The organism is Staphylococcus sp. EZ-P03 (genome assembly GCF_003344575.1).
GTDB lineage: Bacteria > Bacillota > Bacilli > Staphylococcales > Staphylococcaceae > Staphylococcus > Staphylococcus simulans_B.
In genome coordinates this window covers 45,821-67,273 of the sequence record NZ_QPMO01000024.1, presented here as the reverse complement: position 1 = coordinate 67,273, position 21,453 = coordinate 45,821, and the positions used below count along the sequence as shown (strand labels likewise).

The window sequence follows — 21,453 nt, the reverse complement described above, 5'->3', positions numbered from 1 at the left end:
ATCGTCAACCAACGATTAGTTTGATAATAAAAATTTATTTTAGCACATAATCAAAATAATAGTAACAACAATCTAATTATTCTGATATTTTTTGAGGAATTTTGATAATTCACCTATGATGTTATAATTTCACGACCTCTTTGACTTGTGCGTGCGGCGCACATTCCAGCGAATTGGTATATTCTACTTTATCCACTTCGACGTTATTTCCAATGACCACATGGTCGCCTCTGATCACTTTCGCTTTGACCGCATTCACCTCTATCGTATCACCTTCAATGATTTCTGCCGTCAGATAAGCAGGTGTCTTTTGGTTAGAAACAACAGTGATGAACGACTTCTTACTGTTCTCTTTGTTTTGTTCAAGAATTTTAATTTGGTCCCCGCCGATTTCTCGGATATAAGAGTCTTCTTGTACTTTGAATTCTATTGAATCCGCATTTAACATACCTTCAATCTGCACTTTGCCGTTCACATTAAAAGTATCGACTTCACAATCGCGCGTACTTTGAATCATACCGATAATATCGATATTATCTCCGCGCAAACGCCCTGAAACATTTACTTCGCCTTTCACTTTGAAATCAGTGAAGTCCAAATCCTCTGCGATCTGGACTTTACCGATAATAGATGCTTGCGCGATACGCACATTCTTATCGCATTTCATTTCTCCAAGCAGCTTCAAGTTATGGATTTCCACATTATCCGCTGTGGTAATGTCTCCGGTAAGTTTGATGTCATTGATGATGGCTTCGTTTAATATTGTTATTTCGCCAAGCAATAAAATAGTGTCATAGGTGTGTGCTTCCAGGATTCTTTTTCCCATACCTCTGATAGACTGACTCATGATGTTTAGCCTTCTTTCTTAAATAAGTTTTCTGCGCTGATTATTTCTATTACCCTCACACTGTTATCTAATTGAATAGGAGTATTCTGTTCCACAAGCAAGTAGAATGTGACTGCGAACTTGCGGCAAATATACAACTCTGCCGTTTTATTGTTATGCGCAGATTCCAATAGGAATGCTTGCAGCGCTTGTGCTTCATCCATCGATAAGATACTGCGTGTAATGACTTCGTTTAGAATCGTACCGACATAAACCGCTGTATCTTCCGGATATTGCGCTAACAATTTTTCACCGATTTCTTGTTTAAAGAAACCTGCCCATGTTTTGATGAGTGCTTCATTATCCCAGTATTCTGCTTTAGGCTCATTAGATGCTGCTTCGAATAACTTGGCCATTTCGTCTAAAGCATAGTCATTTTTATATTGTTGAATCGCTTTGATTCTTTGAAGTACTTTCGTTTTAGGCAAGAACGTTTCTTGACCGGTAAATGTGGACTTTCGAATAAACCATTCATCTGGGATTAATTTTTTTCTTTTCCAGCGATACAGTTGGCCATACGTAATATCGCATTCAACGAGCAAATCCTTTTTGCTGATTAATTGTTCTGTCATAATTATCCTCCTAGGAATAATGTAACATAACACTGTTACGTATACGAGTACTTTCTTTCATTTTCGACAGAAAAATAACCTGATTGCCAGCAGTGACGGACTGTCAGCGATCAGGTTATGTATATGCTAGGACTTCTTCCTTCCTTTGAGTATCTCCATGATAATAATGATGATACATATAACCATTACAATAGAAATGGCTATTGCGACTATATAACTTAAACCGACTGTTGCGGCTGCTATCATCTCAATCAGTGCTAATAAGCACATTAACGCGACTATGAGTGATATCTTCACAAAGTTCATACTTTCACCCCATCTATCTCTCTTTGGTCTTAATTCCATTATGACGGATACAGTAAGGTGCGACAAAGTATATCCCTTAAAGTATGTGTTTTATCATATATCATTAACAATTCGGGTAGAAGAACATAAAGCTTTCTTTATTTGTAGAAACATTGTATGATGTAGGTATAATAATTATACTAGATAAACAGGAGGGATAGTATGACACTGATTACAGGACATCACCATATCTCAATGTACACAAAAGATGCACGTGAAAATAAACAATTTTACACAGAAGTATTAGGTTTGCGCTTAATCGAAAAATCTGTAAACCAAGATAATCCATCGATGTATCATATCTTCTACGGGGATGAAACAGGTGCACCGGGCACATTATTAACATTCTTTGAAATGAGTATGCTGGGCAAACATCATTCAGGTACAAACAGTATTGAACGTTTAGTTTTATTAGTACCAGATGAAGCTGCCATCACATACTTTAAAGAACGTTTAAGCCAGCATAATGTAGATGCTGAAACAACAACGTACTTAAATCAACCGGCTTTAGCTTTTGAAGATCCAGACGGTTTGAAGTTAGTATTAATGGTTAACGGCGACCATACGATTCCAAAAGTATGGCATTATAATCCATATACAGATGTACCGAGCGAACATCAAATTCTAGGTATGGGGCCAGTAGAATTGCATTTGCGTAATTTAGCGCCTACCATCGATTTCTTAACAAACGTATTAGGCTACCAAGCACACCCAAGCGATAAAAATGTATATACACTTGACCAAAGCGGACGTTACAGCGACTTTGTCTTAGTGGAAGAGCAAGGCGAAAGTGTTAAACCAGGCCGCGGTTATGTCCATCATATCGCTGTCAGTATCCCGACTGATGAAGCCTTGCAGACGGTACTTGAAAAATTAGATCAATTGCCAGGCAACAACTCTGGTATTATCGACCGTTATTTCTTTAAATCCATCTACTACCGCAACAATAAAATCCTTTATGAATTTGCGACAGAAGCACCTGGCTTCACTGTAGATACTGATGTTAAAGACTTAGGAAGCAAACTGACATTACCTGACTTCCTTGAACATAAACGTGATGAAATCGAACGCCAATTAAAAGAAATTTAATAATTTTACTGCACAAAGCACAGAGTTTTCTGGTGCTTTGTGTTTTTTTATGCGCACAGAAAAAGCCTGAAGCAAAGCGCTTCAGACTTTAAAATGATTGTGATTTAATTGGCTGAGTTCTTTAATGATTTTATGACTCTGTGCATTTAACCCTACCACTGTTACATGATTCTGTTTGTGCTTAAGTTTATTTACGAGATTGTCAATCGCAACTACTGCAGAATCGTCCCATAAGTGTGCTCGGCTTAAATCTATCGTGATTGTCTTATGATGCTGATTCAAATCGATTTGTCCCATCAGACTATCAATCGAAACAAAGAAGATTTGTCCATTAATTGCCAGCTGTACATGATCGCCTTGCTGATGTTGCTGCACGTCCACTTGGGATATCTTCGCAGCAAAGAATAAAGCACTGAAGACAACCCCGACAACTACACCAATCGCAAGATTGTGCGTAAATAAGACGATGATAACGGTCAACAGCATTACAACAGCGTCTGTTTTCGGAGCATTCTTAATATATTTGAAAGAGCCCCAATCGACTGTACCTACTGAAACCATCACCATAATACCTGCTAAAATGGGCATTGGAATTTTAACTACAATATCCCCTAAGACCATAATCATGAACATCAGCATGACTCCTGCAGTCAGTGTAGAAAGACGACTGTTGGCACCAGAACGTACGTTGATACCAGATTGTCCAATCATTGCACAACCGCCCATACCGCCAAATAATCCTGTGATGATGTTCGCAATCCCTTGGCCTCTGGACTCTTTATTCTTGTTAGAGTACGTATCTGTATAGTCATCTACAATTTTAGCTGTTAATAAGCTTTCTACTAACCCTACAATCGCCATTGAGAGCGCATAAGGGAAAATAATTCGTAAAGTTTCTAAATTATAAGGCACATCAGGAATTAAGAAATGCGGTAATTTCTGTTGAATATTGCCTAAATCTCCTACCGTTCTCACATCAGACCCAAATATCATATAAATCGCAGTCAATACGACAATCGCAATCAGCGGTGCGGGTATGCGGATACGCTTAAACAACGGAATGATATATACCATGAGAAGTGTTACAATAACGTAGATATAAGTATGAATCGAAATACCAAAGATATGTTCAAGTTGAGACATGAAGATCATGATACCTAAAGCATTTACGAAACCTATCATGACAGAACGCGGAATAAACTTCATCAAGCGTCCGATTTTAAGTACACCTAAAATAAATTGAATCAGCCCCATTAAGATAGTGGCTGCTAATAGATACTCTAAACCATGGTCGCGTACTAAAGGTGTAACAACTAAGGCAACAGCACCTGTAGCGCCGGAAATCATGGCTGGACGTCCGCCTGCAATTGCCGTAACAGTCGCAATAATAAACGCAGCATATAAGCCGACCATCGGATCGACACCTGCGATAATTGAAAAGGCAATCGCTTCAGGTATTAATGCCAAAGCAACAACTAAGCCGGCCATAAAGTTCTTGCCAGGCTGCTGCAGCCATTCTGTTTTAAATGTCTCAAACATAATGAATCTCCTTTACGTGAAATACTACTAAGCAAGTATAACAGAAAAGTTTCATATTTCTATCCCTTTTTGAAACTAATTGACTATAAGTTAGGTGAATATAATGAAATACGGCTATCTCCGTCCTGTAGAAATCAATGATACATGTACCGTACAACGTCAAAAAATCCAAAATTATACCGATAAACTCTTAGAGGAAAAGCATGCTGAAGCTAAAAAGCGCATTGTATTAGATGAACTGCTGCATACTACACTCAAACCAAACGATACATTGTATGTCACTGACTTGTGTATCCTGGCAGATTCAACACGTCAGCTTTTAGATATTTTAGACTTGCTTGAAAAACAGCACATCTCCTTGTATGTTATTAATCTTGATCAAGTACTTACAGGCAATACTCATCAAAATTTCCATACGCATTTAAAATATTTAACCCAATTTCAAAGCGATGTCGTTAAGTTCAGAACACGTCTCGGTATCGAAAAATATGTTAGAGAAGGCAAGTCGCCTGGACGTCCAAAACGTAATGATCAAAACTTGAAAGATGCGATTGAAATGTACATGTCGAAAAAATATACACTTGATGAAATCAAAGCTAAAACCAATATCAGCCGAGCAACTTTATACAGACATTTAGACCGTTAAAAAGCAGCGTCCTAAGCTTCAAAAACTAGGGCGCTGCTTTATTATAAATATAAGTCGAAAGGTTGTTATGATAAGCTTTTAAGACACCCTTCAGTCTAGTGTTTAATCAATACATCATGATATTCAGGTGTTTCTTCTAAGACTTTCTTAGCAAATGGGCAAGTCGCTAAAATCTTCACGTTATTTTCACGTGCCCAATTAACGCCTGCTTCTACTAATTGTTTCCCGACACCTTGGCCTTGCATGCTTTCGCCTACACCTGTATGGTCAATAATAATTTTGTCTTCTCCTGTCGGTACATATGTCATTTCTGCATCGGGTTGTGCTTCAGAATCTCCTACATAGAACTTGTTATTGCCATGTTTTACTTCTGCCATTGTATCAACCTCACTTTATGAATTGTTTGATATAAAAACTATACCACTTAGTACTATTTCTAAACATCACACCTTTTCATTCTTTATTCATTTTACACGCAAATATATTTCTCAAACCTTTTATATCTGACACCTCATTCTAAAGAACATATAAAAAGGTGGAAATACCTTGAACAATTCTATAAAATTAACATGTAGCTCTACACCATGCATCAAGAGTAAACTATAGATATAGGGAGACAATCAGTTATGTTACAAGCTTTCAAGAGAATCGCAGCAGTAGTAATAACAGCGCTATTAATCACCGCAATCATCATATGCGGTATGATCGCTTATGATAAATATAAACACAGCAGTAATATCGATGCGGCTAAATACTTTGAAAACAAAGATAAGAAAGAACATAAAAAGCAGCCAGAAAAAGAACATAAGAAAAAAGAAGAACAAAACGACAATCAGCAAGATACAGCAGCACAAGAACAGGTGCACTATGAGCAGCCTCAGCAACAACCTGTTTACCAAGCACCTGCACCGCAACCTAAAGCACAACCTGACTCAAATTCAGAGCCGAAACAAGAAGAAAAAGCTGAAGAGAAACCACAGCCTAAACCAGAACCAAAACCTGAGCCGGCTAAACCTGAACAAGCAAAACCGCAACAGGCACCGCCTGCACAAAGCTCAAATCAAAATCAAGATAACAGCCATAAATAACAGTTAACGCACATCTTCAAGGTGTGCGTTTTCTATTGCCTGCAGCTTCCTCGACAGTATACACTCTACCTTAAAGACACTTCATTTTAGACTGCCATGTTATTTCCCAGGTAATACTACGAGTACTTGTTATACAAGGTTTTATCAAACATCCTAGACACCCCCGGCACTCTTTAATTCCTTGATATAACCCATTAAAAATAGGCAAACACCTATTAAAAATGTTTGCCTATCATACTGACTATCAAATTTATTCTTCGACTAATAAGTCTTTATCATTTGGATTATCTTCAATGAGTTTCTTCGCAAACCAGCATTTTGCGTCGATTTTCATGTTGTTTTCTCTTGCGTATTTTACACCTGCTTGAACTAACTGGTTGCCTACGCCTTGACCTCTTAAACTTGGATCTACACCTGTATGCGTAATAACCATTACATCACCATTTGGAGTATAATCCATTTCTGCAGTTGGTTTAGATTCATCGCCTACATAGAATCTATTATTATTGTGTTTAATTTCAGCCATCTTATTCACCTCATTTAAAGTTGTTCATATATTTATTATACCCGGTTAAGTGTGAAACCAATCGGATTATGCTTAAAGGGTTAATTAGGCATATATATTTTAATTTTCGAAACGAACTTATTGCATATTTACAATTATTTGTTAAGCTATCATAGTGGAAAAATGAAACTCGTGAGAGAAAAATAGGTCTTATGCATCATTTATGTCTTGGCTTTTTCCTTTATAATGAGAAATAGATAGAAAGATTGAGGAGTATCATATTATGGATTATAGAGTATTATTATATTATAAATATGTCACTATTGATGACCCAGAAACTTATGCGGCAGAACATTTAGACTTCTGCAAAGCACATAATTTAAAAGGCCGTATTCTAGTGTCTACTGAAGGTATCAACGGTACACTTTCAGGCACAAAAGAAGATACGGATGCTTATATTGCACATATGCGTGCAGATGAACGCTTCAAAGATATTACATTCAAGATTGATGAAGCAGAAGGCCATGCATTCAAGAAAATGCATGTACGCCCAAGAAAAGAAATTGTTGCACTGGACTTAGAAAATGATATTGACCCGCGCGAAACAACAGGTAAATATTTATCTCCGGTTGAATTCAGAGAAGCATTACAAGACGATGATACAATCGTTATTGATGCACGTAATGATTATGAATTCGACTTAGGCCATTTCCGCGGTGCAGTACGTCCGAACATTACACGTTTTCGTGACTTGCCAGATTGGATCAAAGAAAACAAAGACATGTTCATGGACAAAAAAATTGTCACTTATTGTACCGGCGGTATCCGCTGTGAAAAATTCTCAGGCTTCTTGCTTAAAGAAGGCTTTGAAGATGTAGCACAATTAGAAGGCGGTATCGCAACTTACGGTAAAGATCCAGAAACACAAGGCGAATTATGGGACGGTAAAATGTACGTCTTTGACGAACGTATCAGTGTAGACGTCAACCAAGTAGAAAAAACAGTCATCGGCAAAGAATGGTTCGACGGTACACCATGCGAACGTTATATCAATTGCAGCGACCCTGACTGCAATAAACAAATCTTAGTTTCAGAAGAAAACGAACACCGTTATTTAGGTGCTTGCTGTAAAGAATGTGCACAGCACGAACGTAATCGCTATGTCGCAAAACACAACATCAGCGATGAGGAAAAAGAAAGACGTCTTAAAAACTTTGATGCATTAGTCACACAATAAGAAATTAAAGATGAGGCAAGGACAAATTCAAAAGTCCTTGCCTCTTTTTTTACCATAAACCTCTGATTTTACCCTAGCATATTTTTGCAGTTATTCGGAGGTGTGTGCCTACTCGACCCAAACGTATGCTTAACTGTTTGAGGATTTTATTTTTTAATGATTGATTGACTGGGTATTTTTTTAATAACTAAAAGAGCAACAATTCTTCTGCCCTTTCTAATTTTTTAAGACACTCCGCTAGACTGCCATGTTATATTTTCTTACCTATTATGTCAGTTTTTCTCACCTATTTTTGTACTTTAAAGTGTGACACGCTATGCTCTTTTTAAGGAGTGAAGACATCATGAATATCAACGATACTTTATTTATTTTCTTATGTACGCTTTTAGTGTGGTTAATGACACCTGGGTTGAGTTTATTTTATGGAGGGTTAGTGCAGTCTAAAAACGTTTTAGATACGATAATGCAAAGTATGGCTGCCATTGTGGTGGTGACTGTTGCTTGGATTGTATTAGGTTTTACACTTAGTTTTGCGCCAGGAACATCATGGATCGGCGGACTTCAATATTTCTTTGCGCAGCATGTCGGCTTTTCAACACAATCGGAACTTTCACCGCATATTCCTTTTGCTTTATTTATGATTTTCCAACTTATGTTTTGTACGATTGCTGTTTCAATCTTATCTGGTTCGATTTCTGAGAAGATGAAGTTTTTCCCTTACCTCATTTTTGTCTTTGTTTGGGTCATTGTGGTATATAGTCCTGTCGCACATTGGGTATGGGGCGGCGGTTGGATTGATCGTCTTGGCGCAATTGATTATGCAGGCGGTACGGTTGTACATATTTCATCTGGTGTTTCCGGACTTGTATTAGCTATGATGATTGGCGCAGGACGCACCTTTGATAAAAGACCGCCGCACAATCTTGTTATTAGTTTAATCGGCGCCATCATGGTTTGGCTGGGCTGGTATGGATTTAATGCAGGCAGTGCATACACATTCAATGCAATTGCGATGACTGCGTTCGTTAACACAGTACTCGGCGCAAGTGCAGGTGCGCTTTCTTGGATGGCAATGGAATACCTCACTAAACGTACAACCAGCTTAGTGGGTATGTTATCAGGTGTGTTGGCAGGACTTGTTACCATTACGCCTGCTGCGGGATATGTCCATTTAATCAGTGCATTAATCTTATCTGGTATCGGTGGTATAGGTTGTTTCTTCACCATTAATTATATTAAGGTCAAGCTCAACTACAACGACGCTTTAGATGCTTTTGGTTTACATGGTATCGGCGGAATTATCGGCGCTTTATTGACAGGTGTCTTTCAATCCCATCAAATCAATTCTAAAATTGCGGATGGTCTGCTGTTAGGAGGCAATTGGTATGCAGTTGTTGTACAGTTCATCGCAGTCGCTGTGACACTGCTCTTCAGTGGTATCATGACCTTCCTTATTGCTAAGATTATTGGCCGCTTTAGTGAATTAGGCACAACAGAAGATGAAGAAGAAGTAGGTCTGGATTATATACAACATGGGGAACGTGCTTATTTCTATGGTGAGCTTAACAAATTGAATCACAGATTATAAGGTTTAGTTCTTCACCTCGCTATTTTGTCAGAGATAGAATTTAAAAACTTTAAATTTTTATAGATAACACACTATACTTTTTAATTATTTTATGCGATAATATTTTCATGTTACAGGCAGCGTGCGCATACACGACGCTTGAGACCGTTAAAAAGACGGTGACATTGTTTTAATAGGTTTACCCATCTAACGCAGTCAAAATTGATTAGATGAGTTGTTTTTTGTCTTTTTTGAGATGAATGAATTAATAAACATCACAATTATGAACTGTCATTCACAGAATATTATCATGAGGCTAATCGTTTCAAATACACTCATTTGTATTAATAGAGCGCCGTGCTCTAACACGACGCTTGAGATCTTTAAAATGACGGTGACATTAATTACAAGTTTTCCCCATCTAAATCCTGTCAAAATTGATTAGATGGGGTTTTTTATTTTTTAAGCCCAATGAAATAATGGACGTTACGATTACGAACTGCACTTCACAGATTATTATCTTTAAACTGATTGCTTCTAATATGCTCATTCAACTTATTTTCTCGTCATTTTATCAACGCTTATTTTCTAAAGATTTTAAATCCTTTTATCTTCTCACTATACTTTTAATCTATTTCATGGGATAATACTTTTGTATTAAAAATAGCGCCGTGCACCAACACGACGCTTGAGACCGTTAAAAAGACGGTGACATTTTTAAATGCTTTTACCCATCTAACTCAGTCAAAATTGATTAGATGGGTTATTTTTTTTCGTTTTTTGAGATATATGAAATAATGAACGTCACGATTACGAACTGCAGTTCACAGAACATGATCATGAGGCTAATAGCTTCAAATACACTCATATTACAAACCTTTCTTTCGAATTCAGCGGTCCCATAGGCACCACCTCCTTCTCATCAGATTTGCCACCATCTATTCAACTTTCTCATTTTTTCATTATAAGTTATGAACAGTCATTTTACATTAAGACATAGGAAAATTTTATGTTTTTATTCTCAATTACATAGAGTTTGTATGCAAAAGAATAACATTTTTTACAAAAATTAAAACTACTTGGTCATATAGTGTCACCCCGCCTCTTTCTTTAAGAAGCGGGGTGATTATTTATACGACTTGTGTATGCTGATTTGAAATATGATGATCAAGTTCAAATTTTACTTCGGATGTCACTTTCTTATATTGGTAAATAAAGTATGCGACCCATAATAGAGTCAGTACCGCTCCGAGATAATAACTTAATGTTAAATCTAAACCGAAGCCGATTTTCTGACTTAAAATATATACAAAGATATTCCAAGTCATGAATGTAGCAGGTACTGCCGCAACCCAGAAGTTCTTCTTCGCAAGCAATAGATACATCGCTCCTACCCATAAAGCAACAACCGCAGTTGTTTGGTTAGCCCACGAGAAGTAGCGCCATAAGATAGTGAAATCAATACGTGTCAATGCGAAACTAACTACGAATAATGGCGCCGCAACCATAATACGTTTCCATAATGAACGCTGATTAACCTTCAAGTAGTCTGCGATAATCATTCGTGCACTTCTAAATGATGTATCACCACTAGTAATAGGTAATACAATCACACCTAATACCGCAATTGTACCTAGTACTGATCCTAGCAATAAGTGAGAAACTTTACTTACTACTAATGCTGCTTCACCTTGTGCTAATACACTTTGTAATCCTTCATAACCATTGAACAAACTCATACCCGCAGCTGCCCAAATCATCGCAATGACACCTTCTGCGACCATCATGCCGTAGAAGATAAAACGACCGTTCTTTTCATTGTTTGTCGTACGTGAAATAATCGGTGTTTGTGTCGCGTGGAAGCCTGATAATGCACCGCATGTAATTGTGAAGAACAATAATGGGAATATCGGTGCACCATCCGGATGCATATTCTGCAAGCTTAATTCAGGAATATGTGCGCCTGTTTGGATTAAACGAAAGCCCATGCCGATGGCACTGATTAATAATAAGGCGCCGAAAATCGGATAAATACGACCAATAATTTTATCAATCGGTAAAATCGTAGATAGAATATAGTATACGAAGATCACGAAGATAATGATGCCTAACGCAATACGTCCATCCATTAAATTATGTAATAATAAGGCTGGACTTGTAACGAAAACTGTCCCTGTGAGTAGTAATAATAAAATCGAGAAGACATTGACGAAGTGTTTCATTACCTTGCCTAAGAATTTACTCGCAAGTTCCGGTAAATGTGCCCCTTTATTTCGAATAGAAATCATACCCGTTAAATAATCATGTACCGCTCCTGCAAAGATACATCCTAAGACAATCCATAAGAATGCGACTGGTCCGTATAATGCCCCCATAATCGGACCGAAGATAGGTCCCACCCCTGCAATATTCAGTAATTGAATCAAGGAGTTGGATGATGTCTTCATCGGTAAATAGTCCACATTATCACGCTGATGATGTGCAGGTGTCGGTCTTGCCTCTTTAGGACCGAACATCTTGTCAATATACTTCCCATAAGTGAAATAACCTACAATCAATAAAATGATTGAAACAATAAAAGTAACCATTCCACAATCCCCCTTTTATTTCTCTTTCAGATGCGATTCTAGATGTGTCAACTTTGTGAAAGCGTTTTCTTAATTGAACCACATTTTTCAAGTTGTCACAAGATTGTGAAATAGGTAACAGTTATAAGAGTGATACAGCTTATAGCGATCACTCTTAATAATTGCCTTTTTAATTAACAAAACACCCTTTATCTTACTTGTTATTTTTATCATCCTTAGATATTAATATTCGGACGACATTCATCACTACCAACAGTACAACGACTACCGTAGTAACTACGCTATTGATATTGCCTATGCTGATATGTGCTATTTTAAAATCAGAATTTATAAATTGAACCACACCGCCTATAATCAAATATGTACTAAGAATCACAAGGATAATTCTCAACACTTTCATTATGATTCCCCTTCTCTCTATTTATAGTATATTTAATCTATTTTATATCTACTGCTTTTCCTTTCATTTTTATGTTAACTTAAATAATGAAAGAAATCATTATTTACTACTATTTATCATTTTTTAAGAAAGGCTGAAGACATCATGTATTTTTCCTTATTAACTATCTTCTTTATTGTTCTGATTCTCGCATATACAGTCTATTGTATTGTTAAACAGAAACCCGTTTACAATGTAGTCATCGGAATCATTATATTTATCATAATTATGTTAATGGATCGCATATTTATTGAGCACGAAAGTCTTGGACAAGCAATCATACATCTATTACCTTCTGCTTTTACATTGCTCTTGATTATCACTGGCTATATTGTATATTGCTATCGAAATAAACCTTAAAACACCTGATAAAAATGCCTCGTACCGTTTGAGATACGAGGCATTCAGTCTATTTATACGATTTCACAATTTATTGTTCTTTATCATTGGTTTTTGTGTCGTTGGCTGCTTCTGCTTCTTCTTTCTCGATTTCTTTTTCACGCTTCTCTAATGGAATAGAGTAGTCTGTATCGTCATCGATATAAGACATTTGGAAGTGTTTCGTGTGTTCTCTGCGCAATGCACGCATGATAGACACAATCATGAGTATCAGAATGATCGAGAATGGCAAGCCTGTCACAAGTGATGCAGTCTGCAGACTTGTCAGTCCGCCCGCAATTGTCATTGTGACTGAGATAGCACCGATAAGCAGACCCCAAATAACTTTGTCTTTTATATTCGGATTATCTACACCGCCCGTAGCCATACTTGCGACAATATGTGTCGTAGAGTCGGCACTTGTGACGATAAAGATGAAGATAAGTGCGATTGCTAAAATACTTGTAATGTCTGAGATTGGGAATTGTTTTAACAACTCGAACAATGCGACTGAGTAGTCTTTGTCTACAATCTTTTCAATTCCAGTATTTTGCGTTAATGCAATCTTAAGTGCAGTACCGCCGAAACCTGCAATCCATGTAAATGAAATTAATGGCGGAATGATTAATACGCCGATAACGAATTCACGAATAGTACGTCCTCTTGATACACGTGCAACGAAACCACCGATAAACGGCGACCACGCAATTACCCATGCCCAATAGAAGACTGTCCATTTTTGAACCCATCCGTTCTCTCCTGAATATGGATTCACACGTAAACTGTATTCAATAAAGTGACGTAAGTAATCACCGATAGCTAATGTATAAGACTCTAATACGAATTTTAAGTCTCCGAAGATTAAGATAAAGATTAATAAAATAGCACCAAGGCCGATATTAATATTACTTAACCATTTCACACCGCGGTTTAGACCGGTTAAAGCTGAACCTAGGAAGATACATACCATTAATACTGTAATCGCAACTTTGGTTACGTTTGTATTCGGTACATTAAATACATGATGCAAACCACCGCTGATTTGCATAATACCTAAACCGATTGATGTCGCAATCCCCATTACTGTTGCGATAATCGCTAAAATATCAATCAGATTACGAACAGGTCTAGGATACGCTTCACCGAATACCGGTTCCATCGCTGTTGAAATTAATCCGTTACGCTTTTTACGGAATTGGAAGTAAGCCACTACTAAACCTGCCATAGCGAAAATCGACCATTGAGAGATACCCCAGTGGAAGAATGTATAGCCCATGGCTAAACGTGCGGATTCTTCTGACTGATCTTTCACTGTTCCTGGGAATGGCGAATGCAAGAAGTGTGTTAAAGGTTCTGCGACACCCCAGAAGACAATACCGACACCCAGTCCTGCTGAGAATAACATCCCGATCCAAGACATGAATGAGAATTCCGGTTCAGAATCATCTGCGCCAAGTTTGAAACGTCCGAAACGTGATACGGCTAACGAAATTAAGAAGATATCCAGTACAACGATAATGACTAAGAAGAGCCAGCCGAATGTCCCTGCAATCACGTCATACGTACTTTGTGCATATTTACCGAAGAGTTTTGGGAAAATTCCCGCAACCAATGTTGCTAGCAGGATAATACCTACCGAAGTGAAATAAACTATATTTCTATGTTTTTCTTTCCTGGTTTTCATGTTGAATTATAAATCCCCTTCCCGCTTGCTCAAACAAGCGTTTGTTTAATTAAAACACAAACAGAAGATAATCACAATTCGTCATTAAAAATATTTTGACTATTATTTAATTGATTACATGAATGTTTAAAAGGAATTATTAGCACATTGCTTATTAACACTAATCAGTATTGTAGCAACGGTTATTATTCCCCTTCTCAGTTTATATCTATTTCTATAATTATCCTCTTTAAGATTTATATATTAAAAACATCTATGCTTTATTGTTGATTTTTGAAAATTGTGATAAATTATTAGAAAATTGAATATTTTTAAACAAAGGGGGATTTTTATGCGAAGATTGGGGTGCTTCGTGTTAATTTTGACAGTACTTTTAGCAAGCTGCGGCAAGCAAGAAGATGAAAAGCAGTCTGCTTCTAAAGACTTTCCGAATCAAACAGTAGAGATTGTTGCGCCAGCATCGCCTGGCGGCGGTTGGGATACAACAGCTCGTGCGATTCAAAAAGTCATGTTAGATGAAAATCTGACAAAACAAAACATCACTGTGATTAATAAACCTGGCGGAGGCGGTGAAGTCGGTTGGCAATATTTAAAATCTCGTTCTCCGAATACCATCGCAATCAACTCTAGTTTATTGCTTTCAAACAAAGAACTAGGGCTCAGCGACTTAAGTGAAGATGATTTCACACCGATTGCTATATTAGCAACAGAATGGATCAGCTTAACAGCTTCTAATAAATCCAATTTGAATTCTGGTAAAGAAGTCATGGACAAGCTGAAGAAGGATCCGAAATCCTTAACCATCGGTGTCGCACCAGGTCTTGGCAACAATGACCATCTTGCTTTCGTACAAGCCGCTAAACAATATGGTGTGGATGTCGATCAATTAGACTTCCTCGTCTATAAAAGCGGCGGAGATTTACAGACAGCATTGCTAGGAGGACATGTCGATGTAGCTTCTACTGCAGTTTCAGAAGTAAAAGAGCAGCATCAAGTACATAAACTCAAAATGTTGGCAGTTTCATCAGAGAAACGTATCAAAGGGATTAAAGACGTACCTACATGGCAAGAACAAGGCGTCGATATGGTCTTCCCGCACTGGCGCGGTGTCATGGGCACAAAAGATATGACAAAAGAAGAACGTGCTTATTGGGATAAGACTATGCGCAAAGTTGTCCGTTCTAAAGGATGGCAAGATTTACGCAAAAACAATGATTGGGACAATTTCTATAAAGACAGCTATGAATCTGAAAAGTTCTTAAAAGAACAACGCAAAAAATATGATCAGCTCATTAAAGATGCTGGATTTTAAGGGGGACATTGTATGGCACGACTTTTACCACCGATTCTCCTTACATTATTAGGGATTATTTATCTGGTACTGACACTTAATGTACAACGGTCTCGTATCGGCGACCCGAACAGTCCGATGTACTTTCCGTTACTCGTTGCGACGCTGCTCATTGTGATGAGTGTGATTTATTTCTTCCAAGAATATAAACGTCGCCATGAGCACTTTGAGATTCTCGATTTATTACTTCAAAAGAAAACACTGATTCGTTTAGGCGCAACGATTGTGATGATTATTATTTATGCTTTAATATTCGAACGCTTAGGTTTCTTAATTTCGACTATCCTCTTCTTAGGAGGCGTGTTGTTTTTAATTAATGGGGTGAAACACTGGCTTCAAAATATTATTGTTGCGCTCGTATTTTCAGGAATTACATGGTATACCTTCTCGCAATTATTAGATGTGAGTTTACCATAAGACAAGGGGGAGCAATATGGGAGATATCAACACTTTCTTAGAGGGTCTCACAACTGCCTTTCACCCCATGAATTTGCTTTGGGTATTGATTGGCGGTTTCTTAGGGACAATAGTAGGCATGCTGCCGGGGTTGGGACCTGCAACTGCAGTTGCGGTCTTGATTCCTGTCACGTTCGGTATGGAACCGGTAAGTGCCTTGATTTTAATGATTGCGATTTATTATGGCGCGATGTATGGGGGATCTCGCAGTTCCATCTTGTTAAATACACCGGGTGATGGTTCCGCAATCGCATCCACATTTGATGGGTATCCGATGACGAAGAATGGAGAAGCGGGTAAAGCATTAACGATTTCTGCAGTAGCATCATTAATCGGCGGGATTGTCGCAGTTATCGGATTTATCTTTCTCGCCAAACCATTATCCGACTTCTCGCTTCAATTTGGGCCAAGAGAATACTTCGTCTTATTCTTATTTACACTTTCAACCATTGTGTCACTTTCAATCGGTAAGATGGTTAAAGGTTTTATTGCGACTGCCATCGGCTTAATGGTCAGTACTGTAGGTGTCGATTTACAGACAAGTGTTTACCGCTTCACCTTCGACATTCCTCACCTGAGTGAAGGCATCAACTTCTTAGTCGTTATCATCGGTGTTTATGCGGTCGCAGAAGTTCTATACAATTATATGCATCTAGAAGCTTTAAAGCCGCCTGATGCCAAACTAGGCGCTATGAAACTGACTAAAACAGATTGGAAACGTACATGGTGGACTATGTTAAGACAAAGTCCATTAGGGTTTGTGATCGGTGTCTTACCTGGTGCCGGAGGTTCTATAGCATCTATGCTAAGTTACTCTACAGAACGCCAAGTCAACAAGAACGGCAAAGACTTCGGTAAAGGTGCTATTGAGGGTGTTGCCGCACCAGAAGCATCCAACAACGCCGCTTCTGTCGGTGCTTTGATTCCTTTACTGACAATGGGCGTGCCGGGTTCAGGTACAACCGCTGTTATTTTAGGGGCAGTCATTATGTTAGGACTCCAACCAGGACCGCTTCTCTTTGAGAACGAACCAGAAACCATTTGGACATTAATCAACAGTATGTTCATCGGCAATATCTTCTTAGTCATCATCAACATTGCTTTAATCGGTTTATTACTTAAAATCTTGCGCACACCGCCTAAAGTCTTGTATCCGATTATCTTAGTACTCGCATACTTAGGAACTTATACATTAGGTTACAGTGTCGTAGATTTCTATATCTTATTAGTCTTTGGTTTACTCGGCTTAGGCTTAAAACTGTTAGACTTCCCGATGGCACCATTAATACTCGCAGCCATTGTCGGATCAGATATGGAACAAAATTTCCGTAAAAGTTTAATCACCAGCAACAACAACATATTCGATATCTTCTTTGGTTCACCGATTAGTATCGTACTGACAATCATGACCATACTTTCACTCACTTATCCATTGATACTTAAGTTCGTGAAACGCAAGAAGAAAGCGGCATAATAAAACATCGGCCTGTAAAAAGGTCGATGTTTTTGTATACTATCCGAATATATCGTTAGCATTAACGATTCTTCTATATTCTACTGCAATATCTTGGTCTATAATTTCATACACTTTCTTGCGATGTACTATTTCTGAACGCATGTTTTGATAACTTCTGAATCCTAAGTTTAATAACCCAGGTTTATTGACTGTCATTATAAATGTGGCCACACCCTGCGGTTGAGGACCACCTTTCATGGTAGATTTAATTACTCCATGCGTGACATCGACAGCTGAAAAAGAGGCGGCACCCATTAACAATAACCTTTGTAGTTCTCTAGAATTGGCAACCGGAATACTCTCTTTAACTGTTTTCCCATAATAAAAATGTTGTTTATAGAACCAATACATTCTTATTAATGTTTCATAAATGAGCACTGGTATTAATTCCGTAGTAAATGCTCTTAAATCATACCCGTTTTTAAACATCCATTCAGAAGCCTTTGCCATCGTCATCGTTTCATTATTTATTGGTATTTGACCAAATTGAAGTTTTTGCAAAGATGACCATCCGGGTACAGGTAGACCACTACCTCTGCCTTTAGAAGTTGCACTTCCTGATACATCACTCATCAAATGACCAAACCAATTGTTAGAAGCCTGAATAATCTTATTGGGCAAATTTCCTGTTAATTCATTATTTGTATTCTCTGCTGCAACAGAAACAATATCACCTGTCTTTGATATAAACGTTGATTTCCCATTAATTTGATCAAAAATACTAACTATTAAACCTAGAGGACTAGGATCATGACCTAGTGATAATAAATGATGATTATCAGGAGACATACCTGGCATAGCTTTTGAAGTTGCTGCATCATATGCTACTTTGTGATTTTTTTCAAGTAGACGAATACCTGATTTCAAATCAAAAGGTCTTTCCCCGCTTTTATACTCACTAATTGTTTTATTAATTTTCTCAATAGCTTCTTTAGAATTGGCATTTTCTTTTTGTTTATTTAACATTGCTATTTTCTCGTGCAGACCATAGTCTCTAACAAGTTTCCCCACTTGATTGTCTACAAATTTTTGAAGTCCTTTTGCATCTTTTCCTTTTGCAATTGTTCCTACATAAATAGCATCTACAAAACCAGCAAGAACACCTGCTCCAGCAGCAAATAAATAGTCCATTTTATCCAACTCAAGCAATTCAAACTTACTTATTATTTCTCTAGTGATTCTAACTTGCTCGGTCTTACTATATAAATTCATAAATGGATTATCTAGCTCAATATTTTCCTGATTAGCAAATGCTCTGTTATATTCAGTAGTCATGAAATCATTTCTATCTATATCAATAGTATTCACTTGATTAACTTCCACTAAGTCAATTTCTTTTTTAGCATAATGATTTGCAGACTTTAATTTTTGTCTTAATTGTTCATCATTAAACCTACGCTCATTCTTTGATAGATTACTTCCAGATTGTCTTCTTTGTCTAAGCTGCGCTAACAAATCCTTTTTCATATTGATTTGTTGATCAATATTTTCATGCATTTTTTCACTATTATATGCTAACTTCTCAAGGTTATCTTTTCCTCTATTGTGAAGTTCGGAGTCCACTAATAAATTTTCTGCTGAATCCTTTAATTCTCTTTTTTCAATTCTGCTTTTTCTATTCATTATTTTCACCACTAAATAACGATTTCTTTAAACTTGAAAAACCTTTTTTAGCTAATGATTTACCTTGTGCTATGCTTGCAGAAGTCGTGTCAAAATATCCAATTTGTTCAAGTACTGCATATGCCCTTTTCAACTGTTCTAAATCTATGTCTTCTCTTAATTGAGCATCTAACACTTCAGATTGGTTATCTAAATCTCCCTTAACAGCGTAAGCTTCTTTAATAGCTTCATCAGCGTATACTTTATTTATATCTTTTATTAATAGTTCGTTATATTTACCTATATTCAATGTTTCAGGAATACTTGTTTTAATCAACTCATATTCTGACTCAATTTCTTCTTCTTCAATTAAATTTCCTGCATCTGCTAAAAACTGATTCTGAGTAATGATAAGTTCCAGTTCTTCATATAATTCACTACTTAACTCATTCGATTCTTTTAATTTCTTAGCAAACTCTGCTGATTTCATACTTAACCAGTTAATATCTTCAATAATATATGAATTAGAAACACGTAATTGTTTAATTTTATCTTGAAGAAGTTGCGTTCTAATACCAAACTTTTCTGCTTCTCCTGTTCCCGAGAAATACTTAACACCTTTATATATACCAAAACCTGCTCCAGTAACAGCTGCTAAGCCTAAAAATATAGTGCCAGTTGAAAGGGTCAAAGCTAGTGCAGTAATACCACCAGAGATGCCTAAGCCACCCCCGCCAATAGCACCTGTAATTGCTAAAGCTCCCATAGACACACCAGCACCACTTGCGATTGCACCTAGTTCACTTGCTATTTCTTTGACTTGATTATCCGAAACTTTACTTTCTAATATCTTCTTGTCAGCTTTGATTTTTCTGATTGTAAAATCAATTTGTTTATCGACCATATTCAAACGATTTAAATTTCTCATCAACACTTCATCATCTTTAATGTGATCAAGTCTATCACTATTCATCGATATAATATCCATACCTAAAGATTGCTCAATTGCCACCTCAGAATAATCTTCTGCATTCACTTCTTCTTTTAGTTGCTCTATTAGTTCTTCTATAGAATAAATTTCTTTGTTTTCAAAACGATGTTCTCGTAATTCTTTAGCAATTTCTTTTGTTACTTTGATTCTTGTCATTAATCCAATGAGTTCTTTATATTCACGACTATCAATGATTCCATCATCATCTTTTAAATAAGCAATAATAATTCTGAAGTATAGTTTAACTATTTTCGAACTCATTTGTCCTAATTGTACAACTTGATTTTTAGAAACAATCTCATCAACATTTTTATCAAATTCATCAAAGAACTTAACTAAAAATTTATACGGGATATCTTTACCGAATTTATCCGACGATATCACAATAGATTCACCATTTTTATAATTTATAGTTACTTGGTGATATTCAAATACCTTCCCCTTATTTGAGATTGATTTGTCTGATTCATATTCTGCATTCAACAAATTTTTATACGGTACTTTTTGCGGCTGATCAAACCCTTGTTTAATAAACATTTCATTACCGGTGAAAACAATACCTGATTTCCCATTATTTAAAATACTAGTATCAACTATGGCAATTATTGTGTGAGGATCAGTATTATCTGCTATACTCACTGATGCATTTACAAGTTTCTTTTCAGGCAAATCAGGTCTAACACTTATATTATTTGTATGACTTTCTTTCAATTTATTTTTTACATACTCATCTGAACTTACTTTAGTTATCGTATTTGTATCAATAAGTGCATTACTTACAGGGGGTGCTGGATTTCCTTCTGAAGATGACGGGATTTTATATCCGCACTCTGGACAAAACTTAGCATTCTCTATTAATTTCGTACCGCATTCCGGGCAAAACTTCATATGTAATCACCTTTCTTTTTATAATCAATCACACTTTTCAACCCAAACATTTTCGAATTTTAACGTTATACAACTATGTCATATTA

General features: G+C 37.0%; 19 protein-coding genes. 8 read left to right on the top strand and 11 right to left on the bottom strand.

The window, feature by feature from the left end; translation table 11 throughout:
• Positions 1 to 121: 121 nt before the first annotated feature.
• The 3 genes from DVJ99_RS11185 to DVJ99_RS11175 form a co-directional block, all read right to left on the bottom strand.
• Positions 122 to 847, bottom strand: a complete 726-nt coding sequence (locus DVJ99_RS11185) for a hypothetical protein (RefSeq protein ID WP_114604266.1) — start codon at positions 845 to 847, stop codon at positions 122 to 124.
• A 5-nt stretch (positions 848 to 852) separates the two neighbouring features.
• Positions 853 to 1,458: a DUF4004 family protein gene (locus DVJ99_RS11180; protein WP_114604265.1), complete on the bottom strand. Its 606-nt coding sequence runs from the start codon at positions 1,456 to 1,458 to the stop codon at positions 853 to 855.
• Between the two features lie 126 nt (positions 1,459 to 1,584).
• Positions 1,585 to 1,803 (bottom strand): hypothetical protein, encoded by a 219-nt coding sequence (locus DVJ99_RS11175; protein ID WP_162912192.1) that lies wholly within the window; start codon positions 1,801 to 1,803, stop codon positions 1,585 to 1,587.
• A 162-nt stretch (positions 1,804 to 1,965) separates the two neighbouring features.
• Here DVJ99_RS11175 and DVJ99_RS11170 point away from each other — a divergent pair, with 162 nt between their 5' ends.
• Positions 1,966 to 2,892, top strand: a complete 927-nt coding sequence (locus DVJ99_RS11170) for a VOC family protein (protein WP_114604263.1) — start codon at positions 1,966 to 1,968, stop codon at positions 2,890 to 2,892.
• Between the two features lie 81 nt (positions 2,893 to 2,973).
• Here the strand turns inward: DVJ99_RS11170 and DVJ99_RS11165 are convergent, their stop codons facing one another.
• A complete protein-coding gene (locus DVJ99_RS11165) occupies positions 2,974 to 4,431 on the bottom strand; it encodes a SulP family inorganic anion transporter (RefSeq protein ID WP_114604262.1) in 1,458 nt (485 codons plus the stop codon).
• Positions 4,432 to 4,534: 103 nt separating this feature from the next.
• Here DVJ99_RS11165 and DVJ99_RS11160 point away from each other — a divergent pair, with 103 nt between their 5' ends.
• Positions 4,535 to 5,077, top strand: coding sequence for a recombinase family protein (locus tag DVJ99_RS11160; protein ID WP_114604261.1), 543 nt, complete (start codon positions 4,535 to 4,537; stop codon positions 5,075 to 5,077).
• 95 nt (positions 5,078 to 5,172) lie between these two features.
• On the opposite strand, the gene DVJ99_RS11155 is transcribed toward DVJ99_RS11160, so the two are convergent.
• Positions 5,173 to 5,454 (bottom strand): GNAT family N-acetyltransferase, encoded by a 282-nt coding sequence (locus tag DVJ99_RS11155; RefSeq protein WP_114604260.1) that lies wholly within the window; start codon positions 5,452 to 5,454, stop codon positions 5,173 to 5,175.
• A 249-nt stretch (positions 5,455 to 5,703) separates the two neighbouring features.
• Here DVJ99_RS11155 and DVJ99_RS13240 point away from each other — a divergent pair, with 249 nt between their 5' ends.
• Positions 5,704 to 6,165, top strand: coding sequence for a hypothetical protein (locus DVJ99_RS13240; protein ID WP_205527064.1), 462 nt, complete (start codon positions 5,704 to 5,706; stop codon positions 6,163 to 6,165).
• Positions 6,166 to 6,415: 250 nt separating this feature from the next.
• On the opposite strand, the gene DVJ99_RS11145 is transcribed toward DVJ99_RS13240, so the two are convergent.
• Entirely contained in the window at positions 6,416 to 6,691 is a 276-nt protein-coding gene (locus DVJ99_RS11145) for a GNAT family N-acetyltransferase (RefSeq protein ID WP_114604259.1), read from the bottom strand.
• A gap of 262 nt (positions 6,692 to 6,953) precedes the next feature.
• Between DVJ99_RS11145 and trhO the strand changes: the two genes are divergently transcribed.
• Together trhO and DVJ99_RS11135 are read left to right on the top strand one after the other, a co-directional pair.
• Positions 6,954 to 7,907 (top strand): oxygen-dependent tRNA uridine(34) hydroxylase TrhO, encoded by a 954-nt coding sequence (gene trhO / locus DVJ99_RS11140; protein WP_114604258.1) that lies wholly within the window; start codon positions 6,954 to 6,956, stop codon positions 7,905 to 7,907.
• A 343-nt stretch (positions 7,908 to 8,250) separates the two neighbouring features.
• Positions 8,251 to 9,495 (top strand): ammonium transporter, encoded by a 1,245-nt coding sequence (locus DVJ99_RS11135; RefSeq protein ID WP_114604257.1) that lies wholly within the window; start codon positions 8,251 to 8,253, stop codon positions 9,493 to 9,495.
• Between the two features lie 742 nt (positions 9,496 to 10,237).
• On the opposite strand, the gene DVJ99_RS13500 is transcribed toward DVJ99_RS11135, so the two are convergent.
• The 3 genes from DVJ99_RS13500 to DVJ99_RS11120 all read right to left on the bottom strand — a co-directional run bounded on the left by DVJ99_RS13500 (position 10,238) and on the right by DVJ99_RS11120 (position 14,563).
• Positions 10,238 to 10,342, bottom strand: coding sequence for a putative holin-like toxin (locus DVJ99_RS13500; RefSeq protein ID WP_398577362.1), 105 nt, complete (start codon positions 10,340 to 10,342; stop codon positions 10,238 to 10,240).
• A gap of 262 nt (positions 10,343 to 10,604) precedes the next feature.
• Complete coding sequence (locus DVJ99_RS11130) at positions 10,605 to 12,062, bottom strand: carbon starvation CstA family protein (protein WP_114604256.1); 1,458 nt, start codon at positions 12,060 to 12,062, stop codon at positions 10,605 to 10,607.
• A gap of 869 nt (positions 12,063 to 12,931) precedes the next feature.
• Positions 12,932 to 14,563 carry a BCCT family transporter gene (locus tag DVJ99_RS11120; protein WP_114604254.1) on the bottom strand — a complete coding sequence of 544 codons (1,632 nt, stop codon included), beginning with the start codon at positions 14,561 to 14,563 and terminating at the stop codon, positions 12,932 to 12,934.
• Positions 14,564 to 14,894: 331 nt separating this feature from the next.
• Here DVJ99_RS11120 and DVJ99_RS11115 point away from each other — a divergent pair, with 331 nt between their 5' ends.
• Genes DVJ99_RS11115 through DVJ99_RS11105 form a run of 3 tightly spaced genes read left to right on the top strand, consistent with a single transcriptional unit; the run spans position 14,895 to position 17,844 of the window.
• Positions 14,895 to 15,875, top strand: a complete 981-nt coding sequence (locus tag DVJ99_RS11115) for a tripartite tricarboxylate transporter substrate binding protein (protein ID WP_114604253.1) — start codon at positions 14,895 to 14,897, stop codon at positions 15,873 to 15,875.
• Between the two features lie 12 nt (positions 15,876 to 15,887).
• Positions 15,888 to 16,331: a tripartite tricarboxylate transporter TctB family protein gene (locus DVJ99_RS11110; RefSeq protein WP_105993939.1), complete on the top strand. Its 444-nt coding sequence runs from the start codon at positions 15,888 to 15,890 to the stop codon at positions 16,329 to 16,331.
• 16 nt (positions 16,332 to 16,347) lie between these two features.
• The gene (locus tag DVJ99_RS11105) at positions 16,348 to 17,844 is read left to right on the top strand and encodes a tripartite tricarboxylate transporter permease (RefSeq protein WP_114604252.1); all 1,497 of its coding nucleotides are present in this window, start codon (positions 16,348 to 16,350) and stop codon (positions 17,842 to 17,844) included.
• A gap of 39 nt (positions 17,845 to 17,883) precedes the next feature.
• Here DVJ99_RS11105 and DVJ99_RS11100 read toward each other — a convergent pair whose 3' ends face one another.
• Positions 17,884 to 19,509 carry an ATP-binding protein gene (locus tag DVJ99_RS11100; RefSeq protein WP_114604251.1) on the bottom strand — a complete coding sequence of 542 codons (1,626 nt, stop codon included), beginning with the start codon at positions 19,507 to 19,509 and terminating at the stop codon, positions 17,884 to 17,886.
• Positions 19,502 to 21,367: a zinc ribbon domain-containing protein gene (locus tag DVJ99_RS11095; protein ID WP_114604250.1), complete on the bottom strand. Its 1,866-nt coding sequence runs from the start codon at positions 21,365 to 21,367 to the stop codon at positions 19,502 to 19,504. Before DVJ99_RS11095 ends, DVJ99_RS11100 begins: the two co-directional genes overlap by 8 nt.
• Positions 21,368 to 21,453: the final 86 nt, after the last annotated feature.

Bases quoted from the DNA above. Each gene is read 5' to 3' on its own strand.
- DVJ99_RS11185 (WP_114604266.1), bottom strand. From the start codon at position 847: ATGAGTCAGTCTATCAGAGGTATGGGAAAAAGAATCCTGGAAGCACAC.
- DVJ99_RS11180 (WP_114604265.1), bottom strand. From the start codon at position 1,458: ATGACAGAACAATTAATCAGCAAAAAGGATTTGCTCGTTGAATGCGAT.
- DVJ99_RS11175 (WP_162912192.1), bottom strand. From the start codon at position 1,803: ATGGAATTAAGACCAAAGAGAGATAGATGGGGTGAAAGTATGAACTTT.
- DVJ99_RS11170 (WP_114604263.1), top strand. From the start codon at position 1,966: ATGACACTGATTACAGGACATCACCATATCTCAATGTACACAAAAGAT.
- DVJ99_RS11165 (WP_114604262.1), bottom strand. From the start codon at position 4,431: ATGTTTGAGACATTTAAAACAGAATGGCTGCAGCAGCCTGGCAAGAAC.
- DVJ99_RS11160 (WP_114604261.1), top strand. From the start codon at position 4,535: ATGAAATACGGCTATCTCCGTCCTGTAGAAATCAATGATACATGTACC.
- DVJ99_RS11155 (WP_114604260.1), bottom strand. From the start codon at position 5,454: ATGGCAGAAGTAAAACATGGCAATAACAAGTTCTATGTAGGAGATTCT.
- DVJ99_RS13240 (WP_205527064.1), top strand. From the start codon at position 5,704: ATGTTACAAGCTTTCAAGAGAATCGCAGCAGTAGTAATAACAGCGCTA.
- DVJ99_RS11145 (WP_114604259.1), bottom strand. From the start codon at position 6,691: ATGGCTGAAATTAAACACAATAATAATAGATTCTATGTAGGCGATGAA.
- trhO (WP_114604258.1), top strand. From the start codon at position 6,954: ATGGATTATAGAGTATTATTATATTATAAATATGTCACTATTGATGAC.
- DVJ99_RS11135 (WP_114604257.1), top strand. From the start codon at position 8,251: ATGAATATCAACGATACTTTATTTATTTTCTTATGTACGCTTTTAGTG.
- DVJ99_RS13500 (WP_398577362.1), bottom strand. From the start codon at position 10,342: ATGAGTGTATTTGAAGCTATTAGCCTCATGATCATGTTCTGTGAACTG.
- DVJ99_RS11130 (WP_114604256.1), bottom strand. From the start codon at position 12,062: ATGGTTACTTTTATTGTTTCAATCATTTTATTGATTGTAGGTTATTTC.
- DVJ99_RS11120 (WP_114604254.1), bottom strand. From the start codon at position 14,563: ATGAAAACCAGGAAAGAAAAACATAGAAATATAGTTTATTTCACTTCG.
- DVJ99_RS11115 (WP_114604253.1), top strand. From the start codon at position 14,895: ATGCGAAGATTGGGGTGCTTCGTGTTAATTTTGACAGTACTTTTAGCA.
- DVJ99_RS11110 (WP_105993939.1), top strand. From the start codon at position 15,888: ATGGCACGACTTTTACCACCGATTCTCCTTACATTATTAGGGATTATT.
- DVJ99_RS11105 (WP_114604252.1), top strand. From the start codon at position 16,348: ATGGGAGATATCAACACTTTCTTAGAGGGTCTCACAACTGCCTTTCAC.
- DVJ99_RS11100 (WP_114604251.1), bottom strand. From the start codon at position 19,509: ATGAATAGAAAAAGCAGAATTGAAAAAAGAGAATTAAAGGATTCAGCA.
- DVJ99_RS11095 (WP_114604250.1), bottom strand. From the start codon at position 21,367: ATGAAGTTTTGCCCGGAATGCGGTACGAAATTAATAGAGAATGCTAAG.